The sequence below is a fragment of the Mycobacterium sp. IDR2000157661 genome (assembly GCF_022317005.1).
Classification (GTDB): domain Bacteria; phylum Actinomycetota; class Actinomycetes; order Mycobacteriales; family Mycobacteriaceae; genus Mycobacterium.
In genome coordinates this window covers 3,365,196-3,383,407 of the sequence record NZ_CP081006.1, presented here as the reverse complement: position 1 = coordinate 3,383,407, position 18,212 = coordinate 3,365,196, and the positions used below count along the sequence as shown (strand labels likewise).

Here is an 18,212-nt window from a genome sequence, read left to right as displayed (position 1 = left end):
CTCTACCGGCTGCCTAAGACTTCCCCGATATAGAGAGCAACCGCAGCGACATTAGCGATAGTTCCCGGATAGTCCATTCGAGTGGGCCCCAACACACCCATGCCGCCGTACACCTTGCCCGAACTGCCGTAGGCGGTGGTGACCACCGAGGTCCCCGCCATCTCCTCGGCCTCGGTCTCGTGACCGATGCGCACGGTCACCTTGCCCGCCTCCTGCTGGGCGGCCAGCAGCCGCAGCACCACGACCTGTTCCTCGAGGGCCTCCAGCACCGAGCGCAACGAACCGCCGAAGTCCGCGGTGTTCCGGGTCAGGTTGGCGGTGCCGCCCAGCAGCAGCCGTTCCTCGCTGTGGTCGACCAGCGTCTCGACCAGCACGGTCGCCGACCGGCCGACGGCGTCGGCCAGCCCGCCGTGCCCGGTGAGGTGCGAGGCCAGATCCGACACCGCGACCGACGCGGTGGTGACCGGCTTGCCCTCGAGTGCCTGGCCCAGCAGGTCGCGCAGCTTGGCGACGTCGTGTTCGTCGAGCGCATCACCAAGTTCGACGATGCGCTGGTCGACGCGGCCGGTGTCGGTGATCACCACCAGCAGCAACCGCGCAGGCGTGAGCGCCACGACCTCGAGATGGCGCACCGTCGAGGTGGTCAGCGTCGGGTACTGCACGATCGCCACCTGACGGGTCAGCTGGGCCAGCAGCCGCACCGCGCGGCGCAACACGTCGTCGAGGTCGACGCCGGTATCGAGGAACCGCAGGATCGCCGTCCGCTCGGCGGTCGACAGCGGCTTGACGTCGTCGAGCCGGTCGACGAATTCGCGGTAACCCTTCTCGGTGGGCACCCGCCCGGAACTGGTATGCGGCTGGGTGATGTAGCCCTCGGCCTCCAGCACTGCCATGTCGTTGCGCACGGTGGCACTCGACACCCCCAGGTTGTGCCGCTCGACGAGCGTCTTGGATCCGATCGGCTCCTTGGTGGCCACGAAGTCGGCGACGATCGCGCGCAGCACGTCGAATCGACGATCGTCGGCGCTACCCATGCCTGTTCACCTACCCCTCGCGTCGAGTTCGCACCCATTTTACGGTCATCAACAGCGGCGATAGCGTATGAGCGGTTGCCGCGCCGCGGACGGCCCTTTTCCCGCTAGCCTTTGTACCGCGATGCCGGCTTGATGTGGTTGCCCCGGGGGACGACGCGAAGGGTGTTTGCCCGATGATCTTCAAGGGAGTCCGCGACGGCAGGCCCTACCCCGAACACGGGTTGTCGCATCGACAGTGGGCACAGATCCCGCCGCGGCAGATCCGCCTCGACGAGTTGGTGATGACCACGACGGTGCTGGCGCTGGACCGGCTGCTGTCGGAGGACTCGACGTTCTACGGCGACCTGTTCCCACACGCGGTCAGGTGGCGGGGCGACGTCTATCTCGAGGACGGTCTGCACCGGGCGGTGCGCGCCGCGCTGCGCAACCGGACGGTGCTGCACGCGCGCGTGTTCGACATGGACTTCCCGTCTCCGGCTGACGCGTGGGCCGAGTCTCAGCAGATCTAGGTACGGCGGCGCAGCAGCACCAGCGCCGTGAGCAGCTGCCACAACATCACCGTGTACACACAGGCCCGTTCGACGACACCGATCGGCACGTAGTCGACCGTCCAAGAGTGGTAGTTCTGCAGCACGACGAGGATCAGCAGCCCGGCGATCCCGATCGAGGCCCCGATGAGCCGGTAGCCTCTGGTGCCGATCGCGCGGCCCGCCACCGCGGTGCCCGCGAGGATCGCCGCGTTGCCGCCGAAGATCGCGAGGACCGCACCGAGCCCGTGCAGCCACTCGTGCCCGGCGTTCCACAGCGGTGACCCACCGTGCACGATGCCGACCAGGAAGTCGCCAGCGGCCGCGACCACCGTGAGCACGACGAACAGCGCGCCGGTCCACCCGGCCCGCACGGCACGGGCGACGAACACCGAGCCGACGACGAAGAGCACGCCCTGACCGAGGAACGCGGCGTTCATCAGGTAGGCGCGCGGCGACCAGGCCGGCACGCCGAGCGCGCTGATGTACTGCTCGGCGTAGCTGTATCCGGGAACCGCCGACGCCGCGAGCAATTCGAGGGCGACGTAGCCGACAGCTGCCACCAGCCACGCGACCGCTCCGACGACGAGGGCCGTGCGGTTGGCCACCACCGGCGTTCTCGTCGTTGCCACAACATCACACCGTAGGGCACCGGCGGTGCCGGACTCCGGCGCCGTCAGCGCTCCGTCATCGCCTCGCGCAGGCTGCGCGGGCGCAGGTCCGTCCAGTTCTCCTCGATGTAGGCCAGGCAGTCCGACCTGGTGCTCTCGCCGAAAACGACCCGCCACTGCGCGGGAACCTCGGCGAACGTCGGCCACAGACTGTACTGGTCCTCGTCGTTGACCAGCACGTAGAAGTCCCCGTGCTCGTCATCGAAAGGGTTGTGGCTCATGGCTTCTCCTCGCAGGCGATGGGGTTGTGGTCAGGTCGGCGCCGAGGACCCGATCGGACAGCAGGCCCAGGCAGGACAGGTTCGGGAAGCCGGGGCCCTGGGTCAGGCCGGCCAACCCCGGCAGGAACAGCTTCGGCATGACGTGTTCGACCGCGAGATCGTCGCCGATCGAGACCTGCAGCAGGTCACCGGTCAGCGGCCCGCCCAGCCCGAGTTCGAGCACGTCGAGGGCGTCCTGGGCGAGCAGCGGCACGAACCACAGCGCGTCGGCGCCCGAGCCGTCGATGACGAGGTCGAATCCATGGGCGGTCTCCAGCGCCGGACCGCCGGTGTTCGTGCTCAGCGTCAACCGGATCTGACCGTCCCTGGCCACGGCATGCGCCACCCGGCCGCGCAGGTGCCGGATGCGGTCGTCGGCCAACAGGGCGTCCTGCACCCGCGCGGAGAAGACCCCGCGGTCGGTGCGTGCCATCGCGTCGCGCCGTTCGGCCAGCGTGAGATTCGTCCATCCGGTCGGGTCGGAGAACAGCGTGTTCTCGAAGTAACCTTCGCCGCGGGTGAACAGCGTGACCTGCGGCGAGATCACCGTGATCGTGGAGATGCGATGCCGGAACAGCTCGTTGAGCATCGAGGCCGCGGTCTCGCCGCCGCCGATCACCGCGACGCGTTCGGCGGAGATCATCTCGCGCTGGGCCGCGCGGTGCCAGAACTGGGCGATCGAGAGCACCCGCGGATTGCCGGGCAGAATCGACCGCTCGGGTTGGCCGGGGCCGGTGATCATCAAGCCGTCGGCCGGCACCGTGCGGTCGGGTGTGTGCAGCACCCAGCGTTGCCGGTCGAAGCGGACGTCGACCGAGATGCGCTGCACCTCCCCGGCGACCACCGTCATCTCGACATTGGCTGCGACCCAACGCAGGTACTGGCTCCACCGGCGATGCGTGGGTGCGGGTCTGCCGCGGTCGACCCATTCGGCGAACTGGCCGGTGGCGATCAGGTACGACTGCCAGCTGTGCCGGGTCATCCGCTCGTCGAGTTCGGCGTTGCGCCGCGGGACCAGTGCTGACCGGTACGGGAACCCGACGTCCTTTTCGGGGCTGGTGCCCAGCCGGTGCTGACCGTCGGTCCAGCCGCCGTCGGCCTGCCAGTTGGCGGCCACTTCGGTGCGTTCGACCACGACGACGTCGGGCGCGTCGACGCCCATGTCGCGCAGCACGGCGGCCTTGGCCGCGACCGCCACCGCCTTCGCGCCCGCGCCCACCACCGCGAGTGTCCGGTTCACGAGAGGACCTCTTCCAGCGAGTCGAGGAACATCGACTGCAGCATGGCGACGTCCTCGGCGGACAGGATGTCGGGCAGCGTGCGCCACTGGGTGCCCAGCACCGGAGCGTCGCTCGGGCCGAGCATCGCGGCCATGATGGTCAGTTCGTGGCGCACCGCGAGATTCGGCTCCGGGATCGGTGACACGCCTGCCAGCAGTCCGCGGTCGGGCTGCAGTGCGCCGCCGTCGATCCCGGCGTGCATCCTGCCGAGGAAGTTCAGCAGCAGCTGGGGTTCGCGGCAGGCGGCGAGCCGTTCGCCGGTATCCGACCGCAGGTAGCGCAGGAGCCCGAAATCGATTCCGGCGCCGGGCAGTCCGGCCACATCGCTGATCGACTGCACGCGTAGTGGATAGATGGCGGTCAGCAGGCCCACGGTGTCCGACAGGTCGGCGTCGCTGACCACGTCGTCGGCACGGCCGTGGGTCTCCAGCGACAACAGTGGCGGCGGGGTGTCCTGGCCGCGGTGGCGCCGCCACCGGGTGACGGTGCGCGCGACCGCCGCGGCCAACAGGTGCGGTGCGGGTTCGGCGGCGGTGAGCAACCGCACGGTCAGTTCGGCGCCGGCCATCGACATTGAGACCACGACATCGCCGACCCGGTCGGTTCCTGGCCGCAACCGGCGGGCACCCAGCGCGGGATCGTCGCCGTCGAGTTGAGCGGCCCAGAAGTCACAGGTGTCGAGAGTCTCGGCGCGCTCGGCAAGCAACCGCGACCACCGCCGGTAACCGGTGTGCTCCGGCGTCGACACGGGGTCGCGCCCGGAACCGATCGCATGCCAGCCCGCGTCGAGCTGGGCCAACACGATGCGCCAGGACGCGGGGTCCATGGCGAGCACGTGCGCGGCGAGCAGGAGAACACCGGGACCGTCGGGATGTCGCAGCCAAGTCGCCGTCAGCATCGAACCGCGTTGCGGGTCAAGGGTTTCGACCGCGTTCGCAGTGGCTGCGGCGACCGCTTCGGTGACGGCGCCGTCGACCCACACCTCGGTCAGCAACTGCTGTGGCTCGTGTTCGACGAAGGTCATGGACGGCCGGTCGAGGCGGCTCCGCAGCATCTCGTGATCGTCGACGACGGCGCGCAGCATCGCGTTCAGGTGCCCGGCGGTGATGCCGTCGGGCAGCCGGATCGCCTCGGTCTGCATCAGTCGCCGCGGATCGCCGTGCTCGTAGAGCCAGTGCACGTTGGGCAGCACCGGGATCGGGCCGGCCGGCTCGCCGGGCCGGTTGGCCGCCGCCGCCTGGTCGACCTCGTCGTCGAGCGCGGCGGCCAGTTCGCGGACGGTGGCGCACTCGAGCATCAGCCGCGCTCGCAGCGCAATCCCACGTCTGCGCGCGGCCTGCACCACAGACAGCGCGACGATGCTGTCCAGTCCCAGCGCGAGGAAGTCGGCGGTGACATCGATCTCGGCGCCGTCGAGCAGTTCGGCGAGCACGGCTGCCAGCGCGGCCTCCGTCGGCGTCGCGGCGGCGGCGGACCGGTCGTCGGTGACGGTGATGGCGGCCAGCGCCGCGTCGTCGACCTTGCCGTGCGACGTCACCGGCATCCGGTCGACGGGCACGATGCTGTGCGGAACCATGTAGCGCGGCAGGCGTTTTGCGACCAGCGCGCGCAGCTCGGCGACGTCGGGCGCGGGCTCGGCGGCGACGTAGGCGACCAGTTGGGCGCCCCAGCGCCGCCTGCGCACGGCAACGTGGGCGTGCCGCACCGCGGGGTGGCCGTGCAGCACCGCCGCGATCTCGGCGGGCTCGACGCGGTAACCGCGGATCTTGACTTGTGCGTCGGATCGGCCGAGGAAGTCGAGCGCGCCGTCGGCCTGTCGTCGCACCACGTCGCCGGTGCGGTACATGCGTTGTCCCGGCGCGAACGGGTCGGCCACGAATCGCGCTGCGGTTTCGCCGGGCCTGCCGTGGTAGCCGCGGGTCAGCTGAGCCCCGGCCAGGTACAACTCGCCCGGCACGCCGTCGGGGACCGGTCGCAGCCAGGAGTCCAGTACGTAGGCCCGGGTGGGTGACGTCGGCCGGCCGATGGTCGGTGCCTCGTGGGCGGCGACGACCGCGACGACCGCTTCGACGGTGGTCTCGGTCGGGCCGTAGCAGTTGTAGGCCGCCATGCCGGTGCGGGCGCACTCGTCGCGGATCATCGACCACGCGGGAATGCCGACCGCCTCGCCACCGAGCGCCAGCACGGCCAGCGGGACGGTCGTCAGCAGCCCGCAGGCGTGCAGTTGGGCGAACATCGACGGCGTGGTGTCGATCAGGTCGATGCCGTGGCGCCCGATGGTCTCGACCAGTGCCTCGGCGTCGCGCTGGACATGGTCGTCGACGATGTGCACGGCGTGCCCCTCGAGCAGCGCGGCCAGCGGCTGCCACGCCGCGTCGAAGGTGAACGACCAGGCGTGGGCGACCCGCAGCGGACGGCCCAGCCGGGTCGCCGCAGGCCGCAACACGGTTCGGGCATGGTCGTCGGCGTAGGCCAGCAGCGCCTGGTGTGTGCCGACCACGCCCTTCGGCCTGCCGGTGGTGCCAGAGGTGAACACCACGTATGCGGCCTGTCCGGTGCGGGCAGGCACCGGGCGGAAGTCGTCGGCGGGCTCGCTCGCCGACGCGGCCACGAAAGCCTCGTCGACGACGACCGTCGCTTTCGACTGGGCGAGGATGTCGGCGACGCGTTCGTCGGGCATCGCCGGGTCGAGCGGGACGATCACCCCGCCCGCCTTGAGGACGGCGAGCATCGCGATCACGTAGTGCGGGCCGCGCCCCAGTTGGATCGCCACCGGTGTCTCGGTGCGCACGCCGCGAACGGCCAGCGCCGCGGCGACGCGGTCGGCGGCCTCGTCGAGTTCGCGGTAGGTGAGCTCACCGCCGGACCAGCTCAATGCGACAGACCCGAGGCGGCCACCGGCCACCCGGCGAAACATCTCGTGCACCCCCGCTGCCGCCGGTGAGGTCGCAGACCCGTCCCCCAGCACCGGATCCTCGCCGTCGAACAGCAGGTCGACGTCGCGAAGCGGCGTGTCCCAGTTGCTGACCAACCGCTCGACGGTCATCAGCAGTCGCCTGCCCAGCGACTCGGGGCTCATCGGGCCCAGCGCGCCGTCGACCACCTCGACCAGCACCGTGAGGTGGTCGTCGACCAGGTGCGCGGCGATGGTCACCGGGAAATGAGAGACGCTCTCCAGTGCCGCGGGCCGGAAAGTGGCGCCGTTGGCCACGAACTCACCGGCGCCGACCAATCCGCCGGGCGGGAAGTTCTCGTACACCAGCAGGCTGTCGTACATCTCACCGACGCCGCCCATTGCCCGCAACTCGTTGTGCGGCAGGTAGCCGTGGTCGCGCAGCATGGCGGCCTCCCGTTGCAGCGCAAGGCATTGCGCGCCGACCCGCGCCACCGGGTCCAGCCGCACCCGCAGCGGCACGGTGTTGATGAACAGGCCGACCATCGTCTCGACGCCGGTGAGCTCGCCGGGTCGCCCGGACACCGTCACCCCGAACACCACGTCGTCGCGGTCGGTGAACGCCGAAACCAGGACGGCCCAGGCCATCTGGACAAGCGTGTTGACGGTGACGCCGCGGTTGCGGGCCGCGTCGGTCAACCGGTCGGTGGCGGCGCGGTCGAGCGCGACCTCGGTGCGGTGCGGCTCGCCGGCGGGCGGCTCCCCGGTGGTCAGCGCGGGAGAGACGAGGGTGGGACCGTCGAGACCGCCGAGGTGGGCGCGCCACAGATCACGGCTGGCCTGCTGATCGCGTGCGGCCAGCCAGCCGATGTAGTCGCGGTAGGGGCGCGGCGGCGGCGGCAGCACACCGGTGTCACCGCCGGAGCGGTACAGCGCGATGAGCTCGCCGACGAACAGGGGCAGCGACCAGCCGTCGATGATGATGTGGTGCGCGACGACAACGAAGCGGAACCGGCCGTCCTGATGACCGGCGATGTCGATGAGCAGGAAGCGGATCGCCGGACCGCGTTCCAGATCGAACGGACGCCGCCGTTCGTCGGCTTCGAGCGCGGCCACCTCGTCGGCGGCGGCGATGACATGCCGCCAGGGCACGTTCACGCGGGCGGGCACCACCTGCACCGGCCTGCTCAGATCGCCGCGCAGGAAGCAGGCCCGCAGGTTCGGATGCCGGGCCAGCAGGGCCGCGGCGCAGTCGCGCAGCAGAGCGGTGTCCAGTTCGCCGGTGATGTCGGCGGCCATCGCGATGACATACGGGTCGTCGGCGCCGGTGCTCAACTGGGCCAGCGAGAACAACCCCTGCTGCAGGGGGCTGAGCGCCATCACGTCCTCGACGGCGGGCTCGGACTGCGTCGCGGTCACCGGACGCCGTCCTGCGAGGCAGACCACATCGACGTCACCGCCGCCAGTTCGTCGGCCGAGAGTCCTGAGGCGGCCATCGGCTCATGGCGGGTGTCGGGTGTGGAATGCGCGCGGGGGGCTTCGTCGACGGTGGCGGCGAGCGCGTGAATCGTGGGGTTTTCGAACACCATTCGCGCGGTCAACGACAGACCGGTATCGCGGGCGCGCGCCGCCAGCTGGACCGCCAGAATGGAATCGCCGCCCAGTTCGAAGAAGTCGTCGGTCCGGTTGACTTCGGCCACTCCGACGATCTCGGCGAGGATCGCGGCCAGCACTCGTTCGGTCTCGGTGCGCGCCGGTTCGGCCATGCCGGCCGGGGTGGCGGCCCGGCGACGCGGTTCTGCGCTCTCGACCAACTCCACTCGCCCGTCGGCGGTCCAGCGGCCACGTCTCCCGGTGGCCCGCAGGACGGTCTCGTCCTCGACGGTCACCTGCTCGTAGACGTCGCCGACCACCCCGATCGCGACGTTGTCGTACCAACCGTCGAACACGCTGGTTTTCGCTGCGGCGCAGAACCTCTCGACAAGGCGGCGTTCGTCGCAGTCGGCGATTTGCACGTCGCGCACCCGCTGGTCCGGATCGTCGGCAAGCGCTGCGAGCACACGGGAGAGCCAGCCGGTGAACCGTTCGGCGGTGGCGCGCCGGTACAGGTCGGTCCGGTAGATCACGTGTCCGCGGTATCCGTCATCGGTGCCGTAGAAGTTCACGGACAGGTCAGCGTGCGCGACGTCGAACGGCGGTTCCAGCGCGGTGAACGTGGTGTCCGCGGCGGGCCCCGTCTCGACGAGCCTGCCATCGGGCAGCGCGTCGCGCACATGCACCACCACACCGAACAGCGGGTTGCGCGACAGCGACCGAGCCGGGCGGACCGCGTCGACCACCTGGTCGAACGGCAGGTCCTGGTGGGCGTAGGCGGCCAGCGCGGTGTCGCGGGCCCGCCGCAGCACCTCCCGCAATGTGGGGTTGTCGCGCAGATCGTTGCGCAGCACCACGATGTTGACGAAAAAGCCCACCAGCGCGTCGAGTTCGGGTTCGGTGCGGCCCGCGACGGGTGTGCCGAGCGGTACGTCCGGCCCCTCTCCGGCTTTGTGCAGGGCGAGGGCCACCGCGGATTGCAGCAGCATGAACTCGGTGACACCGAGTTCGGCGCTCAGTTCGGCGAACCTGGCCCGGGTCGCGGGGTCGATGCTGAATGCGACCGCGTCACCCGCCCCGCTGAGAACGGGCGGCCGGCCGAAGTCCGGCGCCAGGCCGGAGTCCTCGGGCACGCCCGCCAGTTGCCTGCGCCAGTACTCCCGTTGCTCGGCAATGGGCCCGTCGCCGTCCGACAGCAGCGCGGCCTGCCAGGCGGCGTAGTCGGCGTACTGCACCCGCAGCGGCGCGAAGCCCGGTGACCGGCCTGCCCGCCGCGCGCGGTACGCCGTCATTAGATCGGTGAACAGCACCATCGCCGACCAGTGGTCGGCCGCGATGTGATGCACCACCAGCGACACCACGTGTGCGCCGGGGGTGGCCAGCACCGCGGCCCGTACGGGCAGATCGCATTCGAGGTCGAATACGTGTTTGCGTTCCTTCTCGAGTTCGTCGCGCAGCCAGCCGTCGTCCCCGCCGCGTGCCCGGCGCACCGCGACCTCTCCCGCCTGGTTGACGATCTGATGCGGTGCGCCGTCGATCTCTCGGTAGGTGGTGCGCAGCACCTCGTGCCGCGCCACGACGTCGCGCACCGCCTGCACGAACGCCTCGGGGTCGCATGGCCCGTCGATGCGGGCGGCGAACGGGATGTTGTTGACCGGGCCCGGCCCGTCGACCCGGTACTGGAACCACATCCGCAGCTGGGACGCCGACAGTTGCAGTGGTCCGTCGTGCGGGACGCTGGCCAGTCGTGGCCTGCGCTGGTCGGTTGCGGCGGCCGAGTCGATCCGCGCGGCCAGTGCGGCCACGGTGCCGAGCTCGAAGACGTCCCGCACGCCGATGTCGACGTTGAACCGCACCCGCACTGCGGCAACGAGTTTCGTCGCGAGCAGCGAGTGGCCGCCGAGTTCGAAGAACGAGTCGTCGGCGCCGATGTCGACGGCGTCGCGTTCGAGCAAGTGGGCGTAGAGGTCGGCGAGCAGGCGTTCGGTGCCGGTCGCGGGCTCGCGGTAGGTGGCGCCGGTGCTCCAGTCGGGGTCGGGCAGCGCCGACCGGTCGATCTTGCCGTGCGCGGTGATGGGGATCTCGTCGAGCACCACGTATGCGGCGGGCACCATGTACTCGGGAAGCGCAGCGGCGACCCGGTTGCGGATGCGCTCGACGTCGACGTCGGTGACGTCGTCGGCCGGCGTCACGTAGCCGATGAGGCTCTGCCCGGCGCCCGGCAGGTCGCTGACCACCACCACTGCCTGTCCGACGCTGGGGTCGACGGAGATCGCGGCAGCCACCTCGCCGAGTTCGATGCGGAAGCCGCGGATCTTGACCTGCTCGTCGGCGCGGCCGACGAACTCGATGTCGCCGTCGGGGTTGCGGCGGGCCAGATCGCCCGACCGGTACAGCCGGCCGCCGGGTGTGAACGGGTCGGCGACGAACCGCTCGGCGGTCAGCCCCGGCCTGCGGTGGTAGCCGCGCGCCACATGTGTTCCGCCGATGTAGATCTCCCCGATCACCCCGACGGGCACCGGCTGCAGCGCGTGGTCGAGCAGGTGGATCTGCGTGTTGATCTTCGGGGTGCCGATGGGCACGATGCGCGTGCCCTGCTTGCCTTCCACTTTGTAGCGGCTCGAGTTGATCACCGTTTCCGTGGGGCCGTAGAAGTTGTGTAGCAGCGCGTCGAAGGTCGCGTGGAACTTGTCGGCGAGCTCACCCGGCAGCGCCTCACCGCCGATGGGCACGCGCTGCAGCGTCCGCCACCGGTTGACGCCGGGCAGGGAAAGGAACAGCCCGAGCAGTGACGGCACGAAGTGCATCGACGTGATGCCCTCGGTGTGCAGCAGTTCGGTCAGGTAGCCGATGTCGCGCAGCCCGTCGGGCCGCGGGATCACCAGCCGCCCTCCGCAGGCGAGCATGCCGAAGATCTCCCCGATCGACACGTCGAAGCTGGGCGAGGCGACCTGCAGCAGCCGTTCGTGGTGGTCGATGTCGTATTCACCCTGGAACCAGACGAAGTACTCGGCGACCGGTCGGTGCGGCACCGGCACGCCCTTGGGCAGGCCGGTCGACCCCGAGGTGTAGATGAGGTAGGCCGTGTTCTCGGGCCGCAGCGCCCGAACCCGGTCGGCGTCGGTGGGATCGGTGTCCGGCAGGTCGTCGAGATCGGTGATGGGTTCGCGGACGACGAGTTCGGGTTCCGAGTCGGACAGGATGAAGGTCAACCGGTCCTGCGGGTAGCTGGGGTCGATCGGCAGGTAGACCGCGCCGGCCTTAATCACCCCGAGTGCGGTGATCACCAGTTCCGGTGAGCGGTCCAGCAGCACCGCCACCCGATCCTCGGCGCCGATGCCCTTGCCGATGAGCCAGTGCGCGACCCGGTTCGCTGCCGCGTTGAGCTCGCGGTAGGTGTAGTGCCTGCCCTCATAGACCACGGCCACCGCGTCCGGGGTGCGGGCCACCTGCTCCTGCACCAGGGCGGTCATAGTCGTTGGCGCCGTGGTGAACTGTTCGCCGGCGGAGACGCGGCGCAGCCACTCGGCGTCGGCGGACCCCAGCAGGTCGAGCTCGCTGATCGGCCGGTCGGGATTCACCAGCGCATCGTCGAGCAGCACCGAGTAGTGCTCGAGCAGCTGTCGGGCCAACGCCGCGTCGAGGATCTCGACCAGGTACTCGGCCTCGACTTCTGCACCGGTGTGGTCGAATTCGACCATGAAGCCCAGCGGCAGCTGGGTGAGCCGACCGCGCAGCTCACTGCGGCGGCAGGTGATACCCGGGGGGCGGAAACCGTCGCCGTCGGCGCCGCGCGCACCGAAGGACACCCGGGTCATCCTTTCCGCGCCGTGGGTGCGGTCGGGGTTGAGTTCACGCACGACGCGGTCGAGATCGACCCGTTGATGGGCGAATGCACCGACCGCGGTGTCGCGGGTGTGCGCGAGCACCTCCCGGAAGCTCTGGCGGGGTTGCGGACGAAGCCGCAGGGCGACCGTGTTGCCGAAATAGCCGATGACGTCATCGACATCGGCGCCGCGGTTGAGCACCGGGCTGGCCACGAGGAGGTCCTCGGCTTGGGTGTAGCGCTGCATAAGCACACCGAACGCGGCCAGCAGCACCATGTACGGTGTCGCGCCGGACTCCTTGGCCAGCATCGCGACCCGCTCGACCGTCTGCTGCGACAGCGGCAGCGTGGCGCGTTGGGACCGCCAACTCGTCGGCACCGCAGAACCGTTGGGGCCGGGCAGCTCGAGCGGTTCCGGCGGGTTGGCGAGCACCGTTCGCCAGTAGTCGATGTCGTCGTCGACCGGGTGGAGGTCCGGTGCAGGCAAGCGAGCCGGAACCAGCTGCTCGCCCACGTATGCGCGGGTCAGGTCGCCGAAGAACACCGACCAGCAGCCGTCATCCCACGCGATGTGGTGTGCGACCAGAAGCATGACGTGCTCATCGGGCGCGGTGCGCACCAATGTGAGCCGCAGCGGGGAGTCCGTGGCGAGATCGAAGGGAGCGCCGAACTCGCGCTGCGCCAGCACTTCCAGGCGCAGCTGCCGTGCGTGCTCGGACAGGTCGGTCAGGTCGTGCACCGACCAACCGGGGGTCAGCTCCTGATGCACGGCGGGTTGCGGCTCGCCGTCGGCGCCGGCGGCGTAGGTGGTGCGCAGGATCAAATGACGCGCGGCGACCGCGTCGACGGCATCGTGTAGTCGGGCCACATCGAGTTGCCCGGTGATCCGGTAAGACAGGCAGATGTTGAGGATCGCGCCGGTCGGATCGGCCATCTGCACGAACCACATGCGGCGCTGCCCGTCGGAGAGCCCGGCGGCGACAGATGCGTCCCCGGAGGCGCCCGGGGCCGAACGCAGACCGCGCTCGGCGAGCCTGCGCCGCAACAACTCCAGCCGCTGGTCGTCCTGCCTGGCACGGGTGTCGACCATGTCAGTCACGCGTTTCCACCTTCTGTCGTCTGTGTCGTGGCGTCGAGGCTGGCGATGAGCGCCCCGCCGGTGATGCCGCCGAGCAAAGTGGCCAGCGCGACCTTCCGCCCGGTCGTGCGGTGCAGCCGTTTGCGCAGATCGAGCGCGAGCAGCGAGTCCACCCCCAGGTCGAGCAGCGAGGTATCGAGATCGATGAAGTCCGGCTGCAGGTTCAGCACCGCCGCGAGGTCGGCTCGCACCCGGTCCGCGGTGTCGCCGCCGGACACCACGGGTCCGTCGTCGGCGGCCTTCGGCGCCTGACTGTCGAGGAACACCTGCAGCCGGGCGTGGTCGGCGGCCAGCAGCAGTGGGTCCTCGGTGTGGTCGCGCAGGGTCGCGGCGACCGCGGCGTCGGGGTTCATCGGCTGCAGACCGGACCGCTGGATGCCGGCCACCTCGTCGGCTCCGGCGATCCCACTCCCCCGCCACAGTCCGTACCTCGGCGCCACACAGTGCCTGCCATCGGCCCGAAGCTGGCCCGCCAGCACGTCGAGCATCCGGTTGGCCGCCGAGTAGGCGGCATGACCGCGACCGCCCCAGACACCGGATATCGACGAGCACAGCACGATTCGCGCGTCGGCACGCATCGGCCACAGCTCCGCCATGCGGGCCATGCCGCCGAGCTTCGCCGCCGCCGTATGGACGAACGCCTCGGCGGTGAGTTCGTCGCGGTCGCCGAATGTCGCCGCGCCGGCGGCGTGGACGACCAGCGACGCACCGACCCCGGCGTATGCGCGCGCAGCAGCCGCGACGTCGGCGGCGGCGGTGACGTCGCAGTGTGCAGCCACCACGTCGGCGCCCAGTCGGGTCAGTTCGGTCACAACCGCCGTGTCGACACCGCCGCGGCTCAGCAGCACGACGCGCTGAGCGCCGTTGGCGGCGAGGTGACGCGCGAAGTGCAGGCCCACCGCACCGCTGCCGCCGGTGATCACCACGTTGTCGAGCACTCCGGTGTCCAGCCGCCACGGCGGCGCCGGTTCGGTGGGGTCGGTGACGGATCGGACGAGGGTCGTTGTCTGCGAACCGTTGTCGCGAACGGCGAGCTCCTGCGACTCGCCCAGCAGTGCATCGACCGCGGCCGCGACGACCGCTTCCCCGGGTTCCCAGGACGGCAGGTCGAGGTGCCGGTAGGCCTGGTCGGGCCGGTCGAGGCCCAGGCTGCGATGCATCGCCGCCAGTGCGGCCTGGGCTGGGAGCGCCACCGGTTCGTCGGGGCGGACATGCTCGCCCCCCGCGGTGACCAGACAGACGGCGCGACAGCCGGGACCCGCTGCGTCGACGTAGTCGAGCAGGCCGGCGCCGACCAGGTCGGCGACCTCGCGTGCGGAGCGTTCCACATCCGGGTGGTCCAGGACGGGCGCAACCGCGACCAGCAGGTCGGCGTCCCGGGCTGCCGTGACGTCGACCGCGTGGTGGTGGTGCAGCGCGGCGCGCAGCAGGCCGGCGAGGCCGACTGGCGTCGGGCCTGCGTCGGGACCGGCGAGGTCGAGCACCGCGACGCGGCGAACACCCTGGCTGAAACGTCTGGTAAGCAACGGCTTCCACGTTTCGGTGGCCACGGTCAGCCCGTATACCGGCGGCAACGGTCGGGGATCGGCCCACAGGTGCGTGGCCCGCATGGGTGCGTTGGGGAAGTTCCGCAGCGGCGGCCGGGTCATGTCGACCAGACCGGTCCAACCATTCCTGTCGTCACCCGCAGCGGCGGCGACGATGCTGGCGGACACCGCCTCGACCAGCGGGGCGTCGCGATGGCCCGACCCGGTCACCAGGCATTCGTCGCCGACGAGGTCGGCCATGGCCAACAGCAGCGCCGGATGCGCCGAGATCTCGACGAACCGGTCGACACCGTTGCGGAGCGCCGCGGTTACCGCCAGGTCGAAGCGGACTGTGTTGCGCAGGTTGCGGTACCAGTAGTCGCCGAACCCGGTACCCGCATCCACCGCCGATCCGGTCGTCGACCCGATGAACTCGACCGCGCTGTCGGCGAACTCGGCCTGCGGCAGCATCGCGGTGAGGTCGGCACGAAGCCGCTCCAGAGCGCTGCTGTGGCCGGGGTAGTCCACGTCCAGTTGGCGGGCGAACAGCCCCTCGGCAGTCGCGGCGGTGACCAATGTTGCGACCGCCGCGCGGTCCCCCGACACCACGACCGATGCGGTCGCATTGACCGCCGAGACCTCCAGCCAGCCGGGGACCGCGGCGATCAGCCGTTCGACGTCGTCCAGCGAGACGCCCAGTGCGGCCATGCCGTGGTCGCCGCGCAGGCGCTCGACCGCCCTGGCCCGGGCTATGACGACGGCGGCAGCATCGGGCAGCGCGATGCGGCCCGCCACGTAGCAGGCCGCGACCTCGCCGAGGCTGTGCCCGACCGTGACGTCGGGGGTGATTCCGGCGGCACACCAGAGGCGGGCCAGCGCCACCGCATGGGCGAACTGCGCGCCCTGGATCTGTACCTGGGGCCAGGCTCCCCCCGGCGTGTCGGCGAGCAGATAGGGCAGCGGTGACCGCTCGCCCGCGGCGACGAACGCGTCGGCGCAGCGGTCGACGTGGGTGCGGTAGACCGCGGATCGGCGGTAGGCGTCGGCACCCATCGAGGACCACTGGTTGCCCTGTCCGGGGAACACGAAAGCCGTTCGGGCCGAACGCGCCTCGCGGGAACGGGTGAGCAGCGGGTGCTCGACGCCCGCGACCAGCGCGCGCAGCCCGTCGGCCAACTCGGCGGTGTCGACCGCGCGCACGACCGCCCGGTGCCTGCGCAGCCTGCGGGTGCGCAGCAGGGTGGCCGCCACGGCGGCCACGTCGGTTCCCTCGTCGAGGTGACGCAGGATCGCCGCGGCGTCGGCCGTGACGAGTTCCTCGGCGTGTGCGCTCAGCACGACGGGCACCCGCCCGTCGGGCAGTCCGGCGGCCGTCATGCCGCCTCCGGCCGCGCCGGGATCGAGACGATCACGTGGGCGTTGGTGCCGCTCATGCCGAATGCGGTCACCGCAGCCAGTCGGTGGCCGTCGACGGCGGGCCACGGCGACTGCTCGGACGCCAGCCGCAGACCCTGACCGGCCCAGTCGATTTCGGGGCTCGCCTCGTCGGCGTGCAGGGTGGCGGGAACGGTGCCGCACTCTGCGGCGATCAGCACCTTGGCCAGGCCGAGCCCGCCCGCGGCAGCCTGGGTGTGTCCGAGGTTCGACTTCACCGAACCCAGCAGTGGGCCCTTCCCGGGAGCGGTGGCTCCGTAGGTCCGGGCAAGCGACTGAAGTTCGGTGCGGTCGCCCAGGCGGGTCCCGGTGCCGTGGCCCTCGATCATCCCGATGTCCTCGGCGCGCACGCCGCTCCGGTCGATCGCACGGCGGAACAACCGCGCCTGGGCCTGTCCGTCGGGTGCGGTGAGCCCGACGGATCGACCGTCCTGGTTCAGGCAGGTGGCGCGCAACTCGGCGTATACGTGGCGGTTCTCGCGAAGGGCGGCCGAGCGCCTCTGCAACACGAACATCGCCGCGCCCTCGGCCCACACCGTGCCGCTGGCGTGGGCGCTGTAGGGGCGGCAATGGCCGTCGTCGGACAACGCGTGCTGTTTGGCGAACTCGACGAAGAACCCGGGTGAGCCCATCACGCAGACGCCACCGGCCAGCGCCACGTCGCAGTCACCCGAGCGCAGCGCCTGGGCCGCGGTGTGCACCGCGGTCAACGCCGACGAGCAGGAGGTGTCCACGGTCAGCGCGGGACCGGCCAGGCCGAGGGTGTAGGCGATCCGCCCCGAGATGACCCCCAGCGAGGTTCCCGACATGAGGTGTCCGGTGAGATCCGAGTACTCGGCGAGGTCGGGCCCGTACCCCATCACCGACGCGCCGACGTAGCAGCCGGCGTCGTGGCCGGCGAGGTCGTCGGGATTGATGCCGCTGTTCTCCAGCGCCCGCCACGACACCCGCAGGGCGACCCGCTGCTGCGGGTCCATGGCGACCGCCTCGCGGGGCGAGATCCCAAAGAACTCGGGATCGAAAGTGGCTGCGCTGTCGAGAAACCCGCCGAGATCATGGATGCGTTTGAAGCCGTCGCGGGCCGACCCGTCGAGAACGTCACGCACCCGCCAGCCGCGGTCGCGCGGGAACGGCCCAAGGCCTTCGCGTCGTTGCGACAACAACGCCCAGTAGTCGTCGGCGGTGACGATGCCGCCCGGTGCCTCGAGCGCCATGCCGACGATGACGATCGGGTCGGCGGCCGCGCCGTGCCGCCTGCTATCCGGCATTGACCAGCTCCGCGACCGCGTCGATGTGGTCGTTGAGGTAGAAGTGCCCGCCGTCGAAAACCGACAGGGTGAACGCGCCGTCGGTGTGAGTCTGCCAGTGCCGCAGCATGTCCTGGCTCACCCGATGGTCCCCGTGGCCGCCGAGCGTGTGGATGTCGGCGCGGATGCGCACGTCGGAACCGCAGGCGTACCGGTTGAACGCCAGGTAGTCGGCGCGCACGGCCCGCACGAGCAGTTCGATGAAGTCCTCGTCCGCCAGCAACCGCGGGTCGGTGCCCCCGAGGTCGACCATGTTGGCGACGACTTCGGCCGCGGCGGTCGGTAGGCGCGGCGACGTCGCGATCGTCGACGGCGCCTGGCTGGCCGACACCCAGAGTTGCCGGACGTCGACACCGTGGCGCTCGGCCGCTCGGGCGAACTCGAACGCGATGACCGCACCCATGCAGTGGCCGAACAGGCGCAGCGGGCCGAGACCCGCCCAGTCGCCGGCCGCGAACAACTCGGCCGCCAGTTGCTCGACGGTGTCGGGGGCGGGATGGGTCAGCCGGTCCGCCCGTTGCGGATACTGCACGACGAACGCATCCCCGCCGCCGCGCGACAGCGCCGAGGCGAACGCCCGGTAAGCAGCGGCGGCGCCGCCGGCGTGCGGGAACACGACGGTCGCCGGCCGCGACGGCTGCCCGGACGAGCGCTTGATCCATGGCGCGAAGTTCAGCCGGCTCTGTTCGTCGATCATCGGTCGGAGACGCGGTGAGAAAGGGC

At 70.7% G+C, this 18,212-nt stretch carries 10 protein-coding genes; 1 reads left to right on the top strand and 9 read right to left on the bottom strand.

What is annotated here, in order from left to right; all coding sequences use genetic code 11:
• Positions 1–2: 2 nt before the first annotated feature.
• The gene (hrcA, locus tag K3G64_RS17610) at positions 3–1,034 is read right to left on the bottom strand and encodes a heat-inducible transcriptional repressor HrcA (protein WP_238886130.1); all 1,032 of its coding nucleotides are present in this window, start codon (positions 1,032–1,034) and stop codon (positions 3–5) included.
• Positions 1,035–1,207: 173 nt separating this feature from the next.
• Here hrcA and K3G64_RS17605 point away from each other — a divergent pair, with 173 nt between their 5' ends.
• Positions 1,208–1,543 (top strand): type II toxin-antitoxin system VapB family antitoxin, encoded by a 336-nt coding sequence (locus K3G64_RS17605; protein ID WP_238886128.1) that lies wholly within the window; start codon positions 1,208–1,210, stop codon positions 1,541–1,543.
• Here the strand turns inward: K3G64_RS17605 and K3G64_RS17600 are convergent.
• Genes K3G64_RS17600 through K3G64_RS17565 form a run of 8 tightly spaced genes read right to left on the bottom strand, consistent with a single transcriptional unit; the run spans position 1,540 to position 18,186 of the window.
• On the bottom strand, positions 1,540–2,193 hold the full coding sequence (locus K3G64_RS17600; protein WP_238886127.1) for a DUF998 domain-containing protein: 654 nt from the start codon (positions 2,191–2,193) through the stop codon (positions 1,540–1,542). The genes K3G64_RS17605 and K3G64_RS17600 overlap by 4 nt on opposite strands.
• A gap of 44 nt (positions 2,194–2,237) precedes the next feature.
• The gene (locus tag K3G64_RS17595; RefSeq protein ID WP_238886126.1) at positions 2,238–2,453 is read right to left on the bottom strand and encodes an MbtH family protein; all 216 of its coding nucleotides are present in this window, start codon (positions 2,451–2,453) and stop codon (positions 2,238–2,240) included.
• On the bottom strand, positions 2,431–3,732 hold the full coding sequence (mbtG, locus tag K3G64_RS17590) for an NADPH-dependent L-lysine N(6)-monooxygenase MbtG (protein WP_238886125.1): 1,302 nt from the start codon (positions 3,730–3,732) through the stop codon (positions 2,431–2,433). The genes K3G64_RS17595 and mbtG overlap by 23 nt, the downstream gene beginning before the upstream one ends.
• The gene (locus K3G64_RS17585; protein WP_305071261.1) at positions 3,729–8,084 is read right to left on the bottom strand and encodes an amino acid adenylation domain-containing protein; all 4,356 of its coding nucleotides are present in this window, start codon (positions 8,082–8,084) and stop codon (positions 3,729–3,731) included. Before K3G64_RS17585 ends, mbtG begins: the two co-directional genes overlap by 4 nt.
• On the bottom strand, positions 8,081–13,183 hold the full coding sequence (locus K3G64_RS17580) for a non-ribosomal peptide synthetase (protein WP_238886124.1): 5,103 nt from the start codon (positions 13,181–13,183) through the stop codon (positions 8,081–8,083). Before K3G64_RS17580 ends, K3G64_RS17585 begins: the two co-directional genes overlap by 4 nt.
• Entirely contained in the window at positions 13,180–16,125 is a 2,946-nt protein-coding gene (gene mbtD, locus K3G64_RS17575; RefSeq protein WP_238886123.1) for a mycobactin polyketide synthase MbtD, read from the bottom strand. The genes K3G64_RS17580 and mbtD overlap by 4 nt, the downstream gene beginning before the upstream one ends.
• Entirely contained in the window at positions 16,122–17,450 is a 1,329-nt protein-coding gene (locus tag K3G64_RS17570; protein ID WP_238886122.1) for a polyketide synthase, read from the bottom strand. Before K3G64_RS17570 ends, mbtD begins: the two co-directional genes overlap by 4 nt.
• Positions 17,440–18,186 carry a thioesterase II family protein gene (locus K3G64_RS17565; RefSeq protein WP_238886120.1) on the bottom strand — a complete coding sequence of 249 codons (747 nt, stop codon included), beginning with the start codon at positions 18,184–18,186 and terminating at the stop codon, positions 17,440–17,442. The genes K3G64_RS17570 and K3G64_RS17565 overlap by 11 nt, the downstream gene beginning before the upstream one ends.
• Between the last annotated feature and the right edge of the window lie 26 nt (positions 18,187–18,212).